The sequence below is a fragment of the Pseudonocardia sulfidoxydans NBRC 16205 genome, from assembly GCF_007989085.1.
Classification (GTDB): domain Bacteria; phylum Actinomycetota; class Actinomycetes; order Mycobacteriales; family Pseudonocardiaceae; genus Pseudonocardia; species Pseudonocardia sulfidoxydans.
The window spans coordinates 59142-74395 of sequence record NZ_BJVJ01000017.1 but is presented as its reverse complement, the minus strand read 5'-3'; the positions used below and the strand labels follow the sequence as shown (position 1 = coordinate 74395).

Sequence of the window (15254 nt, the reverse complement as noted above, 5' to 3'; positions counted from 1 at the left end):
GAAACGGGCGCACGGACGGCCCGGAGTAGAACCGGGCGGGTGCGGCCCGTCACAGCCGTCGAACGAGAGGCCACGCGGCCGCCGGGTTCCGGTGGGCACGCGGCAAGCGGGGTGGTACCGCGGCACCCGGACCCGGGTCGTCGTCCCCGTGCTGGCAGAGATCCACGAGCCGCACGAGGAGCACCACCGCCATGGCCGATCACAACGACGCCGCCTCTCACGACGATGCCGCCTCGGGGTATCCGGCCGTCCCCGCGCACCCGTCGTTCCCCGCGCTCGAACGCGAGGTCCTCGACTTCTGGTCCGCCGACGACACGTTCCGCGCGTCGGTCGCGGCTCGCCCGGCGGGTGAGGACGGCGGCAACGAGTTCGTCTTCTACGACGGCCCGCCGTTCGCGAACGGCCTCCCGCACTATGGGCACCTGCTGACGGGATACGTCAAGGACGTGGTGCCGCGCTACCAGACGATGCGCGGCAGGCACGTGGAGCGCCGGTTCGGCTGGGACACCCATGGCCTGCCCGCCGAGACGGAGGCGGAGCGCCAGCTGGGGCTCAAGGGCAAGTCCGACATCGACGCGATGGGCGTCGCGGAGTTCAACGCGGCCTGCAAGGAGTCGGTGCTGCGCTACACCGACGAGTGGCGGGCCTACGTCACGCGTCAGGCGCGCTGGGTCGACTTCGACCACGACTACAAGACGCTCGACCTGGACTACATGGAAAGCGTCATGTGGGCGTTCAAGACCCTGTACGACAAGGGTTACGTCTACCAGGGCTTCCGTGTCCTCTGGTACTGCTGGCACGACGGCACCCCGCTGTCGGCGTCGGAGACCAAGATGGACGACGCCTACCAGGACCGGCAGGACCCGGCGGTGACCGTGGGGCTGCGGCTGAACGCTCCCGGCACGGATCTCGACGGTGCGCTCGCCCTGATCTGGACGACGACGCCGTGGACGCTGCCGTCGAACCTCGCGATGGCGGTGAACCCGGACGTCGAGTACGCGCTCGTCGCCGCGAACGGCGAGAAGTACCTGCTGGCCGCGGCCCGGGTCGGCGCGTACGCCCGTGAGCTGGGCGAGGAGCCCGAGGTGCTGCGGACGTTGGCGGGTGCCGAGCTCGTCGGCACCGGTTACACCCCGCCGTTCGACTTCTTCGTCGGCCGGGAGAACGCGCACCGCATCCTGGCCGCCGGCTACGTCACGACCGACGACGGCACCGGTGTCGTGCACATCGCGCCCGCGTTCGGTGAGGAGGACAAGGTCGTCACCGACGCGGCGGGCATCGAGGTCGTCGTCCCGGTCGACGGCGCGGGGAAGTTCGACGCGACCGTGCCGCCGTACGAGGGCATGCAGGTGTTCGACGCGAACCCGCACATCATCGACGACCTCAAGAACGGTGCGCCGCACGTGCACGGCGTGCTGCTGCGCCGGGAGACCTACGACCACGCCTATCCGCACTGCTGGCGTTGTGGGAACCCGTTGATCCAGCGTGCCGTCGACTCGTGGTTCGTGCGGGTGACGGCGTTCCGCGACCGGATGGTCGAGCTGAACGAGCAGATCACGTGGGTGCCGTCGCACGTGCGCGACGGCCAGTTCGGCAAGTGGCTGGAGAACGCGATCGACTGGTCGATCTCGCGCACCCGCTACTGGGGCAGCCCGATCCCGGTGTGGATGTCGGACGACCCGACGTACCCGCGTGTCGACGTCTACGGTTCGCTCGACGAGCTCGAGCGCGACTTCGGGGTGCGCCCGACCGACCTGCACCGACCCTATGTCGACGAGCTGACCCGGCCCAACCCGGACGACCCGACGGGCCGTTCCACCATGCGCCGGGTGCCGGAGGTGCTCGACTGCTGGTTCGAGTCGGGCTCGATGCCGTACGCGCAGGTGCACTACCCGTTCGAGAACGCCGACTGGTTCGAGCACCACTACCCGGGCGACTTCATCGTCGAGTACAACGGGCAGACCCGCGGCTGGTTCTACACGTTGCACGTGCTGGCCACGGCGCTGTTCGACCGGCCGTCGTTCAGCTCGTGCGTGGCGCACGGCATCGTGCTGGGCGACGACGGCACGAAGATGTCGAAGTCGCGGCGCAACTACCCGGACGTCAACGAGGTCTTCGAGCGCGACGGCTCCGACGCCATGCGCTGGTTCCTCATGGCGAGCCCGATCCTGCGCGGCGGCAACCTCGTCGTCACCGAGCAGGGCATCCGCGAGGGTGTGCGCCAGGCGCTGCTGCCGCTGTGGAACACGTGGTACTTCCTGTCGCTCTACGCCGGGGCCGCCGGGCGCCGCGGGGTGACCCGCACCGACTCCGCGCACGTCCTCGACCGGTACGTGCTGGCCAAGACCGCGGAGCTGGTCGACGGTGTCACCGACGCGCTCGACGTCTACGACATCGCCGGCGCGTGCGAGCAGGTCCGCGACCACGCGGAGGTGCTCACCAACTGGTACGTCCGGCGGTCGCGGGACCGGTTCTGGGACGGCGACGCCGACGCCATCGACACCTTGCACACCGTCCTGGAGGTGACGGCCCGGGTCGCGGCGCCGCTGCTGCCGCTGGCGATGGAGCGGGTGTGGCAGGGGCTCACCGGCGGGCGGTCGGTGCACCTGGCGGACTGGCCCGCCCGCGACGAGCTTCCGCACGACCCGGAGCTGGTCACGGCGATGGACCGGGTGCGGCAGGTGGCGTCGTCGGCGTCGTCGCTGCGCAAGGCGCGCAACAAGCGGGTCCGGCTGCCGCTGGCCCGGCTCACCGTCGCGGCGGCCGACGCCGAGACGCTCGCCCCGTTCGCCGACATCCTGCGCGACGAGGTGAACGTCAAGGACGTCACGCTGACCACCGACGTCGCCGCGCACGGGCGGTTCGAGCTGGCGGTCAACGCCCGCGCCTGCGGCCCGCGCCTGGGTGGCGACACGCAGAAGGTCATCCGGGCGGTCAAGGCGGGGGAGTGGGCGACGGAGCCCGACGGCACCGTCGTCGCCGGCGGCATCCCGCTGCTCGAGGGCGAGTACACGGAGAAGCTCGTGGCGGCGGACCCGGCCGAGACCGCGGCGTTGCCCGGCAACACCGGGCTCGTCGTCCTCGACACCGCGGTGACCCCGGAGCTGGCGGCGGAGGGCGCGGCGCGTGACGTGGTGCGGGTCGTGCAGCAGGCCCGTCGCGACGCGGGCCTCGACGTGTCCGACCGGATCGTGCTGACGATCGGCGGCGACGCCGAGGTCATCGCCGCGGTCCGCACCCACGAGGGGTTCGTCGCCGGTGAGGTGCTGGCGACGTCGGTGGTGCACGCGGAGCCGGCCGAGCCGACGCTCGTCGGCACCGCGGCGGCGGCCGGGGACGGCACGGGCTCGCACCGGGTCGCGGTCCACGTCGCCCGAGCCTGACCCTGTGAGTGGCGATAGTCGCTATAGCGACTATCGCCACTCACGAGGATCTGCGGCCGGATCCCGGCGCCGGGCGGACCGGCGAGGTCGCCCAGCTCGAGCACCCCGGCGCAGCACCTGCGGACCGGGCGGATCGGCCGTGGTGCGGCGCTCGACCCGACCGTGAGGGGCCTGTCGGCCCGGTCCCGGTTGTGCCGTTGCTGCAGAACTGGGCCCCGGCCCCCGGGTACGACGCCCTGTGCGGGAGGCTCGGCTCCATGATCGGGGTCGGGTGGCCGCTGGTCGTGGCGCTGGCGGTGCTGGTCGCGATCGCGGTGGCGGCGAGCGTCGTCGGCCGGGTCGGCACGTCGCGGATGACGGTCGTCGCCGCGGTGCGGGCCGTCGTGCAGCTGGGCGCGGTGTCGCTGGTGATCCTCGCCGTGGTGCGGTCGTGGTGGTCGACGGTGGCGTTCACGCTGCTCATGGCCGCGGTGGCGACGTGGACGTCGGCACGGCGGATGACGCGACACCGCAGTGGCCTGGCGGCGGGAGTCGCGATCCTCGCGGGCGCGGTGCCGGTGCTCGCGGTGGTGCTCGCCTCGGGGACGGTGCCGCCGACGCGCATCGCCGTCGTCCCGATCACCGGGATCGTGGTGGGTGGGGCGATGTCGGCGACGTCGCTGGCCGGCCGGCGGGCCCTCGACGGGTTGACGAGCAGGCGCGGGGAGTACGAGGCGGCGTTGTCGCTCGGGTTCGGCGAGCGCGACGCGGCGATGCTGGTGGTCCGGCCGTCGGGTGCGGAGGCGCTGGTCCCCGCGCTGGACCAGACCCGCACGGTCGGGTTGGTGACGCTGCCCGGTGCCTTCGTCGGCGTGCTCCTGGGTGGGGGTGACCCGGTCGCGGCGGGAGCGGCGCAGGTCCTGGTGCTCCTCGGCCTGCTGGCGGCGGAGACGATCGCGGTCGTCGTGACGGTCGAGCTGGTCGCGCGTGGGGTCGTGCGCCGGATCTGAACGGGGAGACGACGCTGGTCGTCCGCACGGTTGAACGCGCGGGCGCCGTCGTAGGGTGAGGCCATGATCGACGCGGCGAGGCGATGGCACGAGCTGCAGTCGGGCCGCGGCATCCCCCAGGAGATCCTCGCCGGGGCCCCGGCGAGCCCGTGGGTGCACGATCCGCGCGACTTCGCCGCCCCGGACGAGCCGGCCGACACCCCGTCGCGCGTCTCGGCGCTCGGGCTGCTGGGCGGCTCCGGCACGGTGCTCGACGTCGGCTGCGGCGGCGGCGCGGCGGCGTTCGCGCTGGTCGGCGCGCTGACCGCGGTCACGGGGGTCGACCACCAGCCCGACATGCTGGAGGTGTTCGCCGAGGGCGCGCGCCGGCGCGGCATCCCGTACACGACGGTCGAGGGCCGCTGGCCCGAGATCGCCGCGAAGGCGGGGCACGCCGACGTCGTGGTGTCGCACCACGTGCTGCACAACGTCGTCGACCTGCCGCCGTTCGTCGCGGCGTTGACGGCGGCGGCGCGCTCGGGGGTCGTCGTCGAGATGTTCGACGAGCACCCGATGGCCTGGCTCGATCCGCTGTGGCTGCGCTTCCACGGGCTGCGCCGCCCCGAGCCCGCCCGCACCGTCGACGCCGTCGCGGTCCTCACCGACATGGGTATCGCGCCCGACGTGGCGCGCTGGGAGCGGGAGTCCCCGCCGCGTCAGGACGCGGAGTGGGTCACCCGCAGGCTGTGCCTGCCCGCCGAGCGGGTCGGCGACGTGGGCGAGGCGCTGGCCGCGCTGCCGGAGCGCCCCCGCCACGCCGCGACGCTGACCTGGCGGGTGTGACCCGTCAGACCGGCCTGACGGTGACGTCGCCGTGGTCCGACGTCGCCGACACCGTCGCCGTGGCCGTGGGGTCCGCGGGCAGCAGCACCCGGGCCGACCCGAGGTCGGAGCCGGGGCCGACGTCGACCCGGTAGGGCCTGGTCGCGGGCACGGCGACGTCGATGTCGCCGATGGTGGACCGCGCCGTCACGCTCGTGGGCGCGACCGCCCCGGTGACGCTGACGTCGCCCGTGCTGGTCTCGGCCAGCACCGAACCCGACCGCAGCCCGGTGGCGACGACGTCGCCGGAGAGGGTCCGGACGGTGACGTCCCCGCCGAGGCCGGTGAGCAGCACGTCGCCGCCGGTGTTGTCGACGTCGACGCGGCCGTCGAGGTCGCCGACGACGACGTCACCGATGCCGCCGGTGATCATGACGGACACGGCGCGGGGGACGGCGACGGTGTAGGAGACCTGGCAGAAGTCGCCGAGGAAGCCGTTGCAGTGCGAGTCGAGCACCAGACCGGCGGGCCCGGGCTCGGCGACCAGGTCGGGGGTGGCCAGCCCGTGTGTGGCCTGGGTGCGGACGTGGACGGCGTCGTCGTCGCTGACGACCACGGTGATGTCCCCGGAGTCCGTCGTGACCGCCAGCCGCGGCGTGGTGAGTGCGTAGGTGGCGTCGGTGGTCGTCGTCGAGTGCACGGCGTCGCCGAGCAGTTGGGCGACGCCGATGACGGCCGCGACCAGCACGACCACCGCCGCGACGACCACGAGCGCCGGGTGTGGGCGCCGCGGCGCGCGGGCGGCGTCGGGTTCGGCCGCAGCGGTCGGGGCGGTCGGGGTGGTCGGGGCGGACATCAGCCCTCCAGGTAGCGCAGCACCGCGAGGACGCGGCGGTGGTCGGTCGGGGCGGCGGGCAGCGCGAACTTCGCGAAGATGCCGCTGACGTGCTTCTCGACGGCCCCGTCGGACACCACCAGGGCCTCGGCGATGCCGCTGTTGGAACGTCCTTCGGCCATGAGGGTCAGGACGTCGCGTTCGCGCGGGGTGAGCTCGGCCAGCGGCGCGGTCCGCCGGGAGCGGGTGAGGATCTGGGAGACGACGTCGGGGTCGAGCGCGGTGCCGCCCGCCCGGACGCGGTGCAGGGCCTCGACGAAGCTCTCGACGTCGGCGACGCGGTCCTTGAGCAGGTAGCCCACCCCGCGGGTGTCGCCGGCGAGCAGGTCGGTGGCATAGCGCTCCTCGACGTACTGCGACAGCACCAGCACCGCCACCGACGGCCAGCGGGTGCGGATGACCAGTGCGGCGCGCAGGCCCTCGTCGGAGTGGGTGGGCGGCATCCGGACGTCGGCGACCACGATGTCGGGCTGGTCGTCGCCGACCTTGCGCAGCAACGACTCCGCGTCGCCGACGGCGGCGACGACGTCGAACCCGGCTTCGGCGAGCAGCCGTTCCAGGCCTTCACGCAGCAGCACGGAGTCCTCGGCGAGGACGACCCGGGGCGCGGCGGGTGCGCTCACGTGAGCCGGCACGGCAGCTCCACCGTCAGCACGGTCGGGCCGCCCGCGGGGGAGTCGACCGACAGCTGGCCGTCCACACCGGACACCCTGTCGGCCAGCCCCCGCAGCCCGGTCCCGTACGCCTCGTCGGCGCCGCCGCGGCCGTCGTCGCTGATCGTGATCCACAGTGTCCGGTCGGACTCGGTGACGGTGACGCTCGCGTGGGCGGCGCCGGAGTGCTTGGCGACGTTGGTCAGCGCCTCGGAGACGACGAAGTAGCCGATGGACTCGACGGCGAGCGGCGGGCGGACGGGCACGTCGACGGTGAGCTCGACGGGCACCGGGCAGCGGGCGGCCAGCGCGGGCAGGGCGGCGTCGAGACCGCGGTCGGACAGCACCGGCGGGTGCAGCCCGCGGATCAGTCCGCGCAGCTCGACGACGGCGTCCTTGGCCTGGCGGTGGGCGTCGTCGAGCAGGCCGCCGATGGCGTCGGGCTCGGTGCGGTAGCGGGCCTTGGCCCGGCCCAGCGTCATCGCCAGCGACACGAGGCTCTGCTGGGTGCCGTCGTGCAGGTCGCGTTCGATGCGGCGGCGCTCGACCTCCACCGAGTCGACGACGCGCGCCCGGCTGCGCTCCAGCTCGCCGACGCGGGCGGCGAGTGCCCCGGGGACGGGACCGAGCAGGGCGCGGGCGACGGCGACGTCCGCCGTTACCAGGCCCCGCACCACGGCGGGCGTGACCAGCAGCAGCACGAGCCCGACCCCGGCGAGCAGCCCGCGGGTGGTTCCGGAGGCGAGCGAGATCGAGAAGAGGTGGGCGCTCTCGTTGCCGGCGATCAGCACGGCGACGGGCATCAGCAGCAACGTCGCCCCGAACGCGAGCAGCCCATAGACGATGCCCGAGGTGAGCGCGCCGAGCGGTGCGGCGAGCACCTGGTGGACCATGCGCCGCTGCACCCCGGGGTCACGCAGCAGCGCGCCCGCGTACCGCAGCGGATGACGTTGCGTGGGCGGCATCGGCTGCGCCTCGATGTCGACGCCGAGCAGCAGCCGGTAGCGGGTCCGTTCGATCGCGCCGAGACCGGTGCTGACCCAGGCGGTGAGCATCCACACCGGCACCCCGAGCAGCGCGAACGGCAGCAGCACGACCGACCAGAACACCCCGAACAGCACGAGGAAGGCCGTCGCGAATCCGAAGAAGACGTCGAGCAGCAGGTGCGCCGCCCCGAGCCAGGTGGTCGGGGAGGCCCACGCGCGCAGCGGGTCGGCCGGGGAGGGCCTGCCGACCGCGGGGGGAGAGACAGCCGTGGACATGGGACGAACCTAGGGACCGTGGCGTACGGGGCACCATCCGGACGGTTCCCGATCCGGACGGGGGGACAGCCCCCGGTCGCACGTCAAGCCTCGTGAGTGGCAATAGTCGCGATAGCGACTATTGCCACTCACAGGGTCAGTGTGTGACGACCCACCAGGCGATCAGCACGCCCAGGGAGTTGGTGGCGACGTGCGCGAGGAAGGGCGTCACGAGGTGACCGCCCCAGCGTCGCCACACGCACAGCAGCACACCCGCGGCGCACGTCGCGACCACCGCGAGCGCCGACGTCGCGACCGTGCCCCACCCGCCCACCGACGACGCGACCGCCGCGTTGGCACTGGCCATCCCCATCGAGGGCAGCACGTGCCAGAGCCCGAACAGCCCCGACGACACCAGCGTCCGGCGCCACCACGACCCGCCGACCAGCGCGGGCAGCACCCCGCGGAACGCGGTCTCCTCCAGCAGCGCCGTCCCGAGCGGGATCCGCACGAGCGCGGCGAACAGCGCGGCGCCGAGCGTCCCGGCGGCGCGGGAGTCGTCGAACGCCTCGCGGGTGGCCGGGATCGCGAGCCCGATCAGGTACAACGCGGCGACGCCGGCGAGCGCGACCGCACCGATCCCGAGCCCGCGGCGCAGCTTCTCCCGCGACAGCCCGAGATCCGCCCAGGTCACGCCGCACCCGCGGGCCACCGCCACGAGCAGCACCGCGACAGCGACGTTCCACGGGATGTAGGCCTCGGGCCACAGCCGGTTGCTGACGACGTTCGACGCTGCCAGGATCGCGATCACCGAGAACAGGCCCAGCCGTCGCCGCAGCGTGCGCCCGGCGAGGCGGGTGCGCTCCGGGGGTGTCCGCAGGGCCGTCGCCATCACGACCGTCCCGCCGTGGTGGGGGCCATCGGAGTCGACGGTACCCGAGCGCGCACGGGGGGACTTCCACGATGACCGACGTCGACCCGGCCGGCGCAACCGCCGGCCAGGGGCAGGAACGCGCGCGCGCAACGGCGGGTGCCCCGGTGGCCCGCGACCGCTACGTCGACTTCCTGCGCGCCTTCTCGATCCTCGTGGTCGTGCTGTGGCACTGGGCGTTCACGATTCTCGTGTGGGGCCCGACCGGTCCCGGCGCGACGAGCCCGCTCGGCTTCACGACGGGGCTGTGGGCGCTCACCTGGCTGTTCCAGGTGCTGCCGCTGTTCTTCTACGTCGGCGGCTACGTCCACCTCAAGGCGTGGGAACGGGCCCGGGAACGTGGCGAGCATCTCGGCCGCTTCGTGTGGCGCAACATCCGCCGGCTGTCGATCCCGGCGCTGGTGCTGGCCGTCGTGTGGATCGGGCTGGGTGCGGCGTTCGGCGCGGTGTTCGACATCGCCTGGGTCGGCCGGGCCGTGCTGCTGGTGATCAGCCCTCTGTGGTTCATCGCCGTCTACCTCGGGCTGATCGCGCTGATGCCGTTGTGGCTGTGGCTGCGCACCCACTTCGGCGCGGTGCCGCTGGTGTGGTTCGCGGGGCTCGTGGTCGTCGTCGACATCCTGCGGTTCCGCGCCGGCATGGACGAGCTCGCCTACGTCAACATGGTCTTCGTGTGGGGGCTGGCGTTCCAGGCCGGGTTCTCCTACGAGCAGGTCGTGCGCGCACCGCGCCAGTTCGACGCCGCCCTGATGTGGGCCGGGCTGTTCGGGCTCGTGGGGCTCGTGTTCTCGGGGCTCTACCCGGGCTCGATGGTCGGGGTGCCGGGGGAGACGTCGAACATGGCGCCGCCCACGCTGTGCATCGTCGCGCTGCTCGTCTTCCAGATCGGGGTGGCCGAGATGAGCCGCCCGACCGTCGAACGCTGGCTCGACCGGCCACGGCCGCGGCGCATCGTCGAGATCGTCAACCGCTTCGCCATGCCCGTGTTCCTGTTCCACACCACCGGCATGGCCATCGGGCGCGGGCTCATCTACGCCTGGAGCGGCGAGATCGGCGAGAAACAGGTCCCCGACCTCGCATGGTGGCTGCAACGCCCGCTCTACATCGCGGTGTCACTGGCCTGCACGCTGCCGGTGATCTGGCTGTTCGGCCGCTTCGGCCACCGCCGACCGACGCCCGCCTCACCCGGCGTCGCCGCCGCCTGAAACCTCGTCGCCCGCACCGGATCGGTCGCCGGAAAGGACGAATCCGGCGCCGAATAGAGTGATCGCCGGAGGGTGCGCATGGCGGGTCTGGAGGTGCTGCTCGGCGTCGTCGCCGCGGTGGTCCTGATCGGAGTACTGGCGGTTCGCGTGTCCGTGCGCCTCGGGCTCCCCTCGTTGCTGCTCTACCTGGGGATCGGGGTCGTCCTCGGCGAGTCGGTCCTCGGCCTGCAGTTCTCCGACGCGTTGCTCACCGAGAACCTCGGCATCGCCGCGCTCGTGCTGATCCTCGTCGAAGGTGGGCTGACCACCCGGTGGGACGTGGTGCGCCCCTCGCTCGGGGTGGGCATCGCGCTGTCGACGGTGTCGGTCGTGGTGAGCATCGGCGTCGTCGGTGTCTGTCTGCACCTGATCCTGGGCCTGGACTGGCGGGTCGCGTTCCTGTGGGGTGCGGTGCTGTCCTCCACCGACGCGGCTGCGGTCTTCAGCGTGCTGCGCAACGTCGGCGTCTCGCGGCGTCTCGCCGGTGCGCTGGAGCTGGAGTCCGGCTTCAACGACGCCCCCGTCGTCCTCGCCGTCGTGCTGCTCGCCTCGGGCGACCCGTTCCACTGGTGGACCCCGGCGATCGTCGTCTACGAGCTGGCCGCCGGCGGGGTCATCGGCGCGGCCCTCGGCCTCGCCGGGGCGTGGGCGCTGCGCCGTGCCGCGCTGCCGTCGACGGGCCTCTACCCGCTCGCGACGATGTCGGTCTGCGTCCTCGCCTTCGCGGGCGGGCAGTTCGCGCACGCGTCGGGCCTGCTCGCGACGTACGTCTGCGCACTCGTGCTCGGCAACTCACGGCTGCCCCACCGCGGCGGCGTGCTGTCGTTCGCCGAGGGCACCGGCTGGCTGGCCCAGATCGGCCTGTTCGTGCTGCTCGGGCTCTACGTGTCGCCGCTGCGGCTCAGCGACGCCGTCATCCCGGCGCTGATCTCCGGCGCCGTCCTGCTCGTCCTCGCGCGGCCGCTGTCGGTCGTCGCCGCGGCACTGCCGTTCCGGGTCCCCTGGCGGGAACAGGCGTTCCTGTCGTGGTCGGGGCTGCGCGGTGCCGTCCCCATCGTGCTGGCCCTGATCACCCTCGTCGAGGGCGCTCCGACCGGGTCGCAGCTGGTCGACGTCGTGTTCGTGCTCGTCGTCGTGCTGACGCTGCTGCAGGGCACGACCCTGCCGTGGGTGGCGGCGAGGCTCCGGGTCGCGGAGGCGACCGAGATGACCGAGGTCGAGGTCGACGCCGCGCCGCTCGACGAGCTCGGCGCCGACCTGCTGCAGGTACACGTGCCCGTCGGGTCGAAGCTGCGCGGGGTCTACCTGCGGGAGCTGCGGCTGCCGAAAGGGGCGACGGTCAGCCTCGTCGTCCGCGACGGGAAGGCGTTCACACCCGACCTGGAGACGCGGCTGCGCGAGCACGACCAGCTGCTCGTCGTCACCACGGCCGAGGCGCGGCGGGCCACCGAGGACCGGATCCGGGCCGTCGACAGGGGCGGCCGGTTCGCCCGCTGGCTCGCGATCACCCGCGAGTCCGGCACCGACGAGCCGCGTGCCCTGTGAGTGGCGATAGTCGCTATAGCGACTATCGCCACTCACGACCCGTCTGGCGGTCGCGATCCGGCGGTCCGGGCCCGGCGGGTGCGGGCAGGCGGGCGACAGGGCTCCCTGGTGGCCCGGAGATAATGGCCGGGTGAACACCCCCGACCAGGTCGCCGCCCGTGGGTGAGCTGCGCAGCCTCCCGGTTCCCGACGGCCTCGACGGCATGCGTGTCGACGCCGGGCTCGCCCGCCTGCTCGGGCTCTCGCGCACCGTCGTCGCGACGCTCGCCGAGGACGGCCGCGTCGCCGTCGACGGCGCCGTCGCCGGCAAGTCCGACCGGCTCGTCGCGGGCGGCTGGCTCGAGATCGAGCTGCCCGATCCCGAACGCGACGCCTCGGAAGCCATCAGCGGCCCCGTCGAGGTCGTCGCGGGGCTCGGGATCCTCTACGAGGACGACGACATCGTCGTCGTCGACAAGCCCGTCGGCGTCGCCGCGCACCCCAGCCCGGGCTGGACGGGCCCGACGGTCGTGGGTGGGCTGACCGCGCTCGGCGTCCAGGTCGCGACGTCGGGTGCCGCCGAGCGGCAGGGCATCGTGCACCGGCTCGACGCCGGTACGACCGGGGTCATGGTCGTCGCCAAGTCGGAGTCGGCGTACTCGGAGCTCAAGCGCGCCTTCAAGGAACGCACCGTCGACAAGCGCTACCACGCCGTCGTGCAGGGCCACCCCGACCCGAGCCGCGGCACCATCGACGCCCCCATCGACCGTCACCCGCGCCACGACTGGCGGTTCGCCGTCGTCGAGGGCGGGCGGCCCAGCGTCACCCACTACGACACGATCGAGGCGTTCCGCGCGGCGTCGCTGCTCGACATCCGGCTCGAGACCGGCCGCACCCACCAGATCCGGGTGCACTTCTCCGCGATGCGCCACCCCTGCGTGGGCGACGTGACCTACGGCGCCGACCCGACGCTCGCCAAGCGGGTGCGCCTGGACCGGCAGTGGCTGCACGCCCACGAGCTCGGCTTCGCCCACCCCGCCGACGGCCGTCGCGTCGACTTCACGAGCCCCTACCCGGCCGACCTGTCGCGGGCGCTGGAACTGTTGCAGGACTGAGGGTCGAGGTGACCGGTCGGCGTCGGCTCGCCCTGTTCGGGGTGTGCCTCGTCGTGCTGCTCGGGGTCGCCTGGTACGCGGGGAGCCGCCCGGGGTCGGGCGGGCCGCCGCCCTCGGTGACGGGCTCGGTGCGGCTCGGGCCGGACCCGGGCGCCGCCGTCGCCGACTACCTCGCCTCGCTGCCCGCGACGCTGCCCGAACCCGGTGTCGCCGTGCCCGCGCTCGTCCAGCTCCACACCGCGGTCACCGGCGACCAGGCCGTCGCGCTCGCGGGTGACGCCGCGATCCTGCAGGTCGTGTGGCGGGTCCCCATCCCGCGGGTCCAGACGGCGCTGCGCTTCGAGACCCTCGACGCCGGCGTCGCGGTGGGGACGGCCGTCGACGTGTCCCGGCAGCGGGCGCAGCTCGCCGCGCAGGCCGACGCGTCGCGCCGGACGGGGCGCCCCGGCGCGGTCGCCGCCGCCGAGCAGGCCGCCCTCGGCAACGCCGACTGTGCCTGCGTGGTGGCCGTCGTCGTCCGGACCGACCGGGCCGGGCTCGAGACGATCACCGCCCGCGCCGGCGTCCGTGGGGTGCAGGCGGCCCCGGCCGGTGCGGTGCTCACCGACCTCGCGCTGGCCCCGCTGCTGCCCGAACAGACCGACCGCGTCGACCCCCTGCCCGACGACGGCGTGGTCCCCCCGGCCCCGACCGGCTGACCGGCCACCCCCCAGTCGGTGTGGGGGGTTTTCCGGAGCCGGACTCGGTGGTCGCCCGGATGTCGTAGTGGGCGCCGCGCTGGAAACGTCGCCGGCATGGGGAACCGGGGGGACGAGAAGGCAGGTCCGGGAGCGCTCACGGCCGGGGTGACGGCCGCGGCGGTCGTCGCCGTCCTGCCCGTGCTGGTGCTGCACGCACTCGGCGCCGGCCTGGTGGATCCGTTGGCGCACACCGTCAGCGACTACGTCGCGGTGCCGGAGGGGTACGCGCTGCTGGCGGTGTCGTCGGCCGCGCTGGCCGCGGCGGGACTGTTCGTCGCCGTCGCGGCGTGGCGGACCCGGCTGCCGGGCGCACCCGTCCTCGCCGCGCTGACCGCGGTGTGGGTGATCGGGCTCGGCCTGGTCGCCGCGTTCCCGACGAACGTCGGCGGCGCACCCGCCGACATCTCCGCGATCGTGCACCGGTGGGGCGGCGCACTCGTGCTGGGCCTGGCCCCGGTCATCGCGATGGTGGTGGCCCGCGGGCTCGTCGCCAGGGGGGCACGTCCGGTGCTGCTGGTCCGGCTGACCGTCGCCACCGCCGGCCTGGACGCGGCCTTCCTGCTCAGTCATGTCCCGATCGTCGTGCTGGGTTCACCCGGATCTCCCCTGCTCGGGTTGGTGGAGCGTGTTCTGTACGGGCTGGTGATCGTCCTGCTGCCGGTGACCGCGCACGCCGTGCGCCGCGCCGTCGTGGCGCCCGTTCCGTCGCAGGTCGTCACGTCGCCCGTAGGGGCGCAAGTCGACGCGGCGCCTGCCGCCGCGGAGGTGGCCCGGTGACCGCGCTCGCCGTCGTCGCCGCGGTCGTCGCGGCGGTGTGCTTCGCGGTGGGCGGCATCCTGCAGCACCGCGCCGTGGCCGCCGAGGTCGTTCCCGGACCGTCGGCCCGCAGCACCGGCGCCGCGCGGCTCGGGGCCGAGGGTTTCGCTGCCCTGCTGCGCTGCCCCGGCTGGCTCCTCGGCCTCGGCCTGGCCGGTGCCGGCGCGACCCTGCACGCGCTCGCGCTCGTCGTCGCGCCCGTGTCGGTGATCCAGCCCGTCGGGGTGCTCGCCGTCCCGATCGCGGTACTGCTCGCCGCCCGCGCGACCGGGACCCGGCCGTCCGCTGCCGTCGGTGCCGCGGTGGGGCTGGCCGTCGGTGGCGTCGCCGGGTTCGTCGCCCTCGCCGCGGGCAGCGCCGTCTCCGGTGCCGCCGACCCGACGATGCTCGCGATCGCGGGTGCCGGGGTCGGCATCGTCGTCCTCGGGCTGGCCGCCGTCGCCGCCCGGGCGGGCTCGCCGATCGTGCGCTGCCTGGCCTGCGCCGCCGGGGGCGCGACCGCGTTCGGGCTGGTGTCGGCCCTGGTGCGGGCGCTCGCTGAACGCGTCGCCGCCGGCGCTGCGGTGCTCGACGTCGCGGGCCTGGCCGGCGCGATCGCCGTCGCGCTGCTGGCCGGTGGCTGGCTGGTCCAGCAGGCGTTCGCCGCCGGCCCGGCCGAACTGGTCGTCGCGACGCTCACCGTCGTCGACCCCGTCGTCGCCGTCGGGCTGGGCATCGCCCTGCTCGGTGAGGGGGCCGCGACCGGGCTGCCCACCGCACTGGCCATGGCCGGCTGCGCGGTCGTCGCCGCGGTCGGCGTCCTCGCGCTGGCCCGTCACCACCCCGACGCGCTGCGCCGCCGCGAACAGGCGCGCGCCGTCGACCACGACGACCGGCTCGTCCGTTCCTGAACCCACACCTACCCGTACACAGCAGAGAGCGA

At 73.9% G+C, this 15254-nt stretch carries 13 protein-coding genes; 9 read left to right on the top strand and 4 right to left on the bottom strand.

The window, feature by feature from the left end; all coding sequences use genetic code 11:
- Positions 1-191 precede the first annotated feature (191 nt).
- The 3 genes from ileS to PSU4_RS11205 all read left to right on the top strand — a co-directional run bounded on the left by ileS (position 192) and on the right by PSU4_RS11205 (position 5194).
- On the top strand, positions 192-3383 hold the full coding sequence (gene ileS / locus PSU4_RS11215) for an isoleucine--tRNA ligase (protein ID WP_147106091.1): 3192 nt from the start codon (positions 192-194) through the stop codon (positions 3381-3383).
- A 257-nt stretch (positions 3384-3640) separates the two neighbouring features.
- Complete coding sequence (locus PSU4_RS11210; protein ID WP_147106087.1) at positions 3641-4372, top strand: ABC transporter permease; 732 nt, start codon at positions 3641-3643, stop codon at positions 4370-4372.
- 63 nt (positions 4373-4435) lie between these two features.
- Positions 4436-5194, top strand: a complete 759-nt coding sequence (locus PSU4_RS11205) for a class I SAM-dependent methyltransferase (protein ID WP_147106084.1) — start codon at positions 4436-4438, stop codon at positions 5192-5194.
- 4 nt (positions 5195-5198) lie between these two features.
- Here PSU4_RS11205 and PSU4_RS11200 read toward each other — a convergent pair whose 3' ends face one another.
- From PSU4_RS11200 to PSU4_RS11185, 4 genes are all read right to left on the bottom strand, one after another.
- Positions 5199-6029 carry a DUF4097 family beta strand repeat-containing protein gene (locus PSU4_RS11200; protein WP_147106081.1) on the bottom strand — a complete coding sequence of 277 codons (831 nt, stop codon included), beginning with the start codon at positions 6027-6029 and terminating at the stop codon, positions 5199-5201.
- On the bottom strand, positions 6029-6691 hold the full coding sequence (locus PSU4_RS11195; protein WP_147106156.1) for a response regulator: 663 nt from the start codon (positions 6689-6691) through the stop codon (positions 6029-6031). Before PSU4_RS11195 ends, PSU4_RS11200 begins: the two co-directional genes overlap by 1 nt.
- On the bottom strand, positions 6688-7983 hold the full coding sequence (locus tag PSU4_RS32270; RefSeq protein WP_147106078.1) for a sensor histidine kinase: 1296 nt from the start codon (positions 7981-7983) through the stop codon (positions 6688-6690). The genes PSU4_RS11195 and PSU4_RS32270 overlap by 4 nt, the downstream gene beginning before the upstream one ends.
- Positions 7984-8119: 136 nt before the next feature.
- Positions 8120-8854, bottom strand: a complete 735-nt coding sequence (locus PSU4_RS11185) for a CPBP family intramembrane glutamic endopeptidase (RefSeq protein WP_147106075.1) — start codon at positions 8852-8854, stop codon at positions 8120-8122.
- Between the two features lie 71 nt (positions 8855-8925).
- Between PSU4_RS11185 and PSU4_RS11180 the strand changes: the two genes are divergently transcribed.
- From PSU4_RS11180 to PSU4_RS11155, 6 genes are all read left to right on the top strand, one after another.
- Positions 8926-10098 carry an acyltransferase family protein gene (locus PSU4_RS11180; RefSeq protein ID WP_147106072.1) on the top strand — a complete coding sequence of 391 codons (1173 nt, stop codon included), beginning with the start codon at positions 8926-8928 and terminating at the stop codon, positions 10096-10098.
- A gap of 78 nt (positions 10099-10176) precedes the next feature.
- Positions 10177-11682 carry a potassium/proton antiporter gene (locus PSU4_RS11175; protein ID WP_147106069.1) on the top strand — a complete coding sequence of 502 codons (1506 nt, stop codon included), beginning with the start codon at positions 10177-10179 and terminating at the stop codon, positions 11680-11682.
- A gap of 203 nt (positions 11683-11885) precedes the next feature.
- On the top strand, positions 11886-12776 hold the full coding sequence (locus PSU4_RS11170) for an RluA family pseudouridine synthase (protein WP_147106153.1): 891 nt from the start codon (positions 11886-11888) through the stop codon (positions 12774-12776).
- An 8-nt stretch (positions 12777-12784) separates the two neighbouring features.
- Positions 12785-13474: a hypothetical protein gene (locus tag PSU4_RS11165; RefSeq protein WP_147106066.1), complete on the top strand. Its 690-nt coding sequence runs from the start codon at positions 12785-12787 to the stop codon at positions 13472-13474.
- Positions 13475-13570: 96 nt separating this feature from the next.
- Positions 13571-14293, top strand: coding sequence for a DUF998 domain-containing protein (locus PSU4_RS11160; RefSeq protein ID WP_147106063.1), 723 nt, complete (start codon positions 13571-13573; stop codon positions 14291-14293).
- Positions 14290-15222, top strand: a complete 933-nt coding sequence (locus PSU4_RS11155; protein ID WP_147106060.1) for a DMT family protein — start codon at positions 14290-14292, stop codon at positions 15220-15222. The genes PSU4_RS11160 and PSU4_RS11155 overlap by 4 nt, the downstream gene beginning before the upstream one ends.
- Positions 15223-15254 lie beyond the last annotated feature (32 nt).

Bases quoted from the DNA above. Each gene is read 5' to 3' on its own strand.
- PSU4_RS11210 (WP_147106087.1), top strand. From the start codon at position 3,641: ATGATCGGGGTCGGGTGGCCGCTGGTCGTGGCGCTGGCGGTGCTGGTC.
- PSU4_RS11205 (WP_147106084.1), top strand. From the start codon at position 4,436: ATGATCGACGCGGCGAGGCGATGGCACGAGCTGCAGTCGGGCCGCGGC.
- ileS (WP_147106091.1), top strand. From the start codon at position 192: ATGGCCGATCACAACGACGCCGCCTCTCACGACGATGCCGCCTCGGGG.
- PSU4_RS32270 (WP_147106078.1), bottom strand. From the start codon at position 7,983: ATGTCCACGGCTGTCTCTCCCCCCGCGGTCGGCAGGCCCTCCCCGGCC.
- PSU4_RS11185 (WP_147106075.1), bottom strand. From the start codon at position 8,854: ATGGCGACGGCCCTGCGGACACCCCCGGAGCGCACCCGCCTCGCCGGG.
- PSU4_RS11180 (WP_147106072.1), top strand. From the start codon at position 8,926: ATGACCGACGTCGACCCGGCCGGCGCAACCGCCGGCCAGGGGCAGGAA.
- PSU4_RS11175 (WP_147106069.1), top strand. From the start codon at position 10,177: ATGGCGGGTCTGGAGGTGCTGCTCGGCGTCGTCGCCGCGGTGGTCCTG.
- PSU4_RS11170 (WP_147106153.1), top strand. From the start codon at position 11,886: ATGCGTGTCGACGCCGGGCTCGCCCGCCTGCTCGGGCTCTCGCGCACC.
- PSU4_RS11200 (WP_147106081.1), bottom strand. From the start codon at position 6,029: ATGTCCGCCCCGACCACCCCGACCGCCCCGACCGCTGCGGCCGAACCC.
- PSU4_RS11160 (WP_147106063.1), top strand. From the start codon at position 13,571: ATGGGGAACCGGGGGGACGAGAAGGCAGGTCCGGGAGCGCTCACGGCC.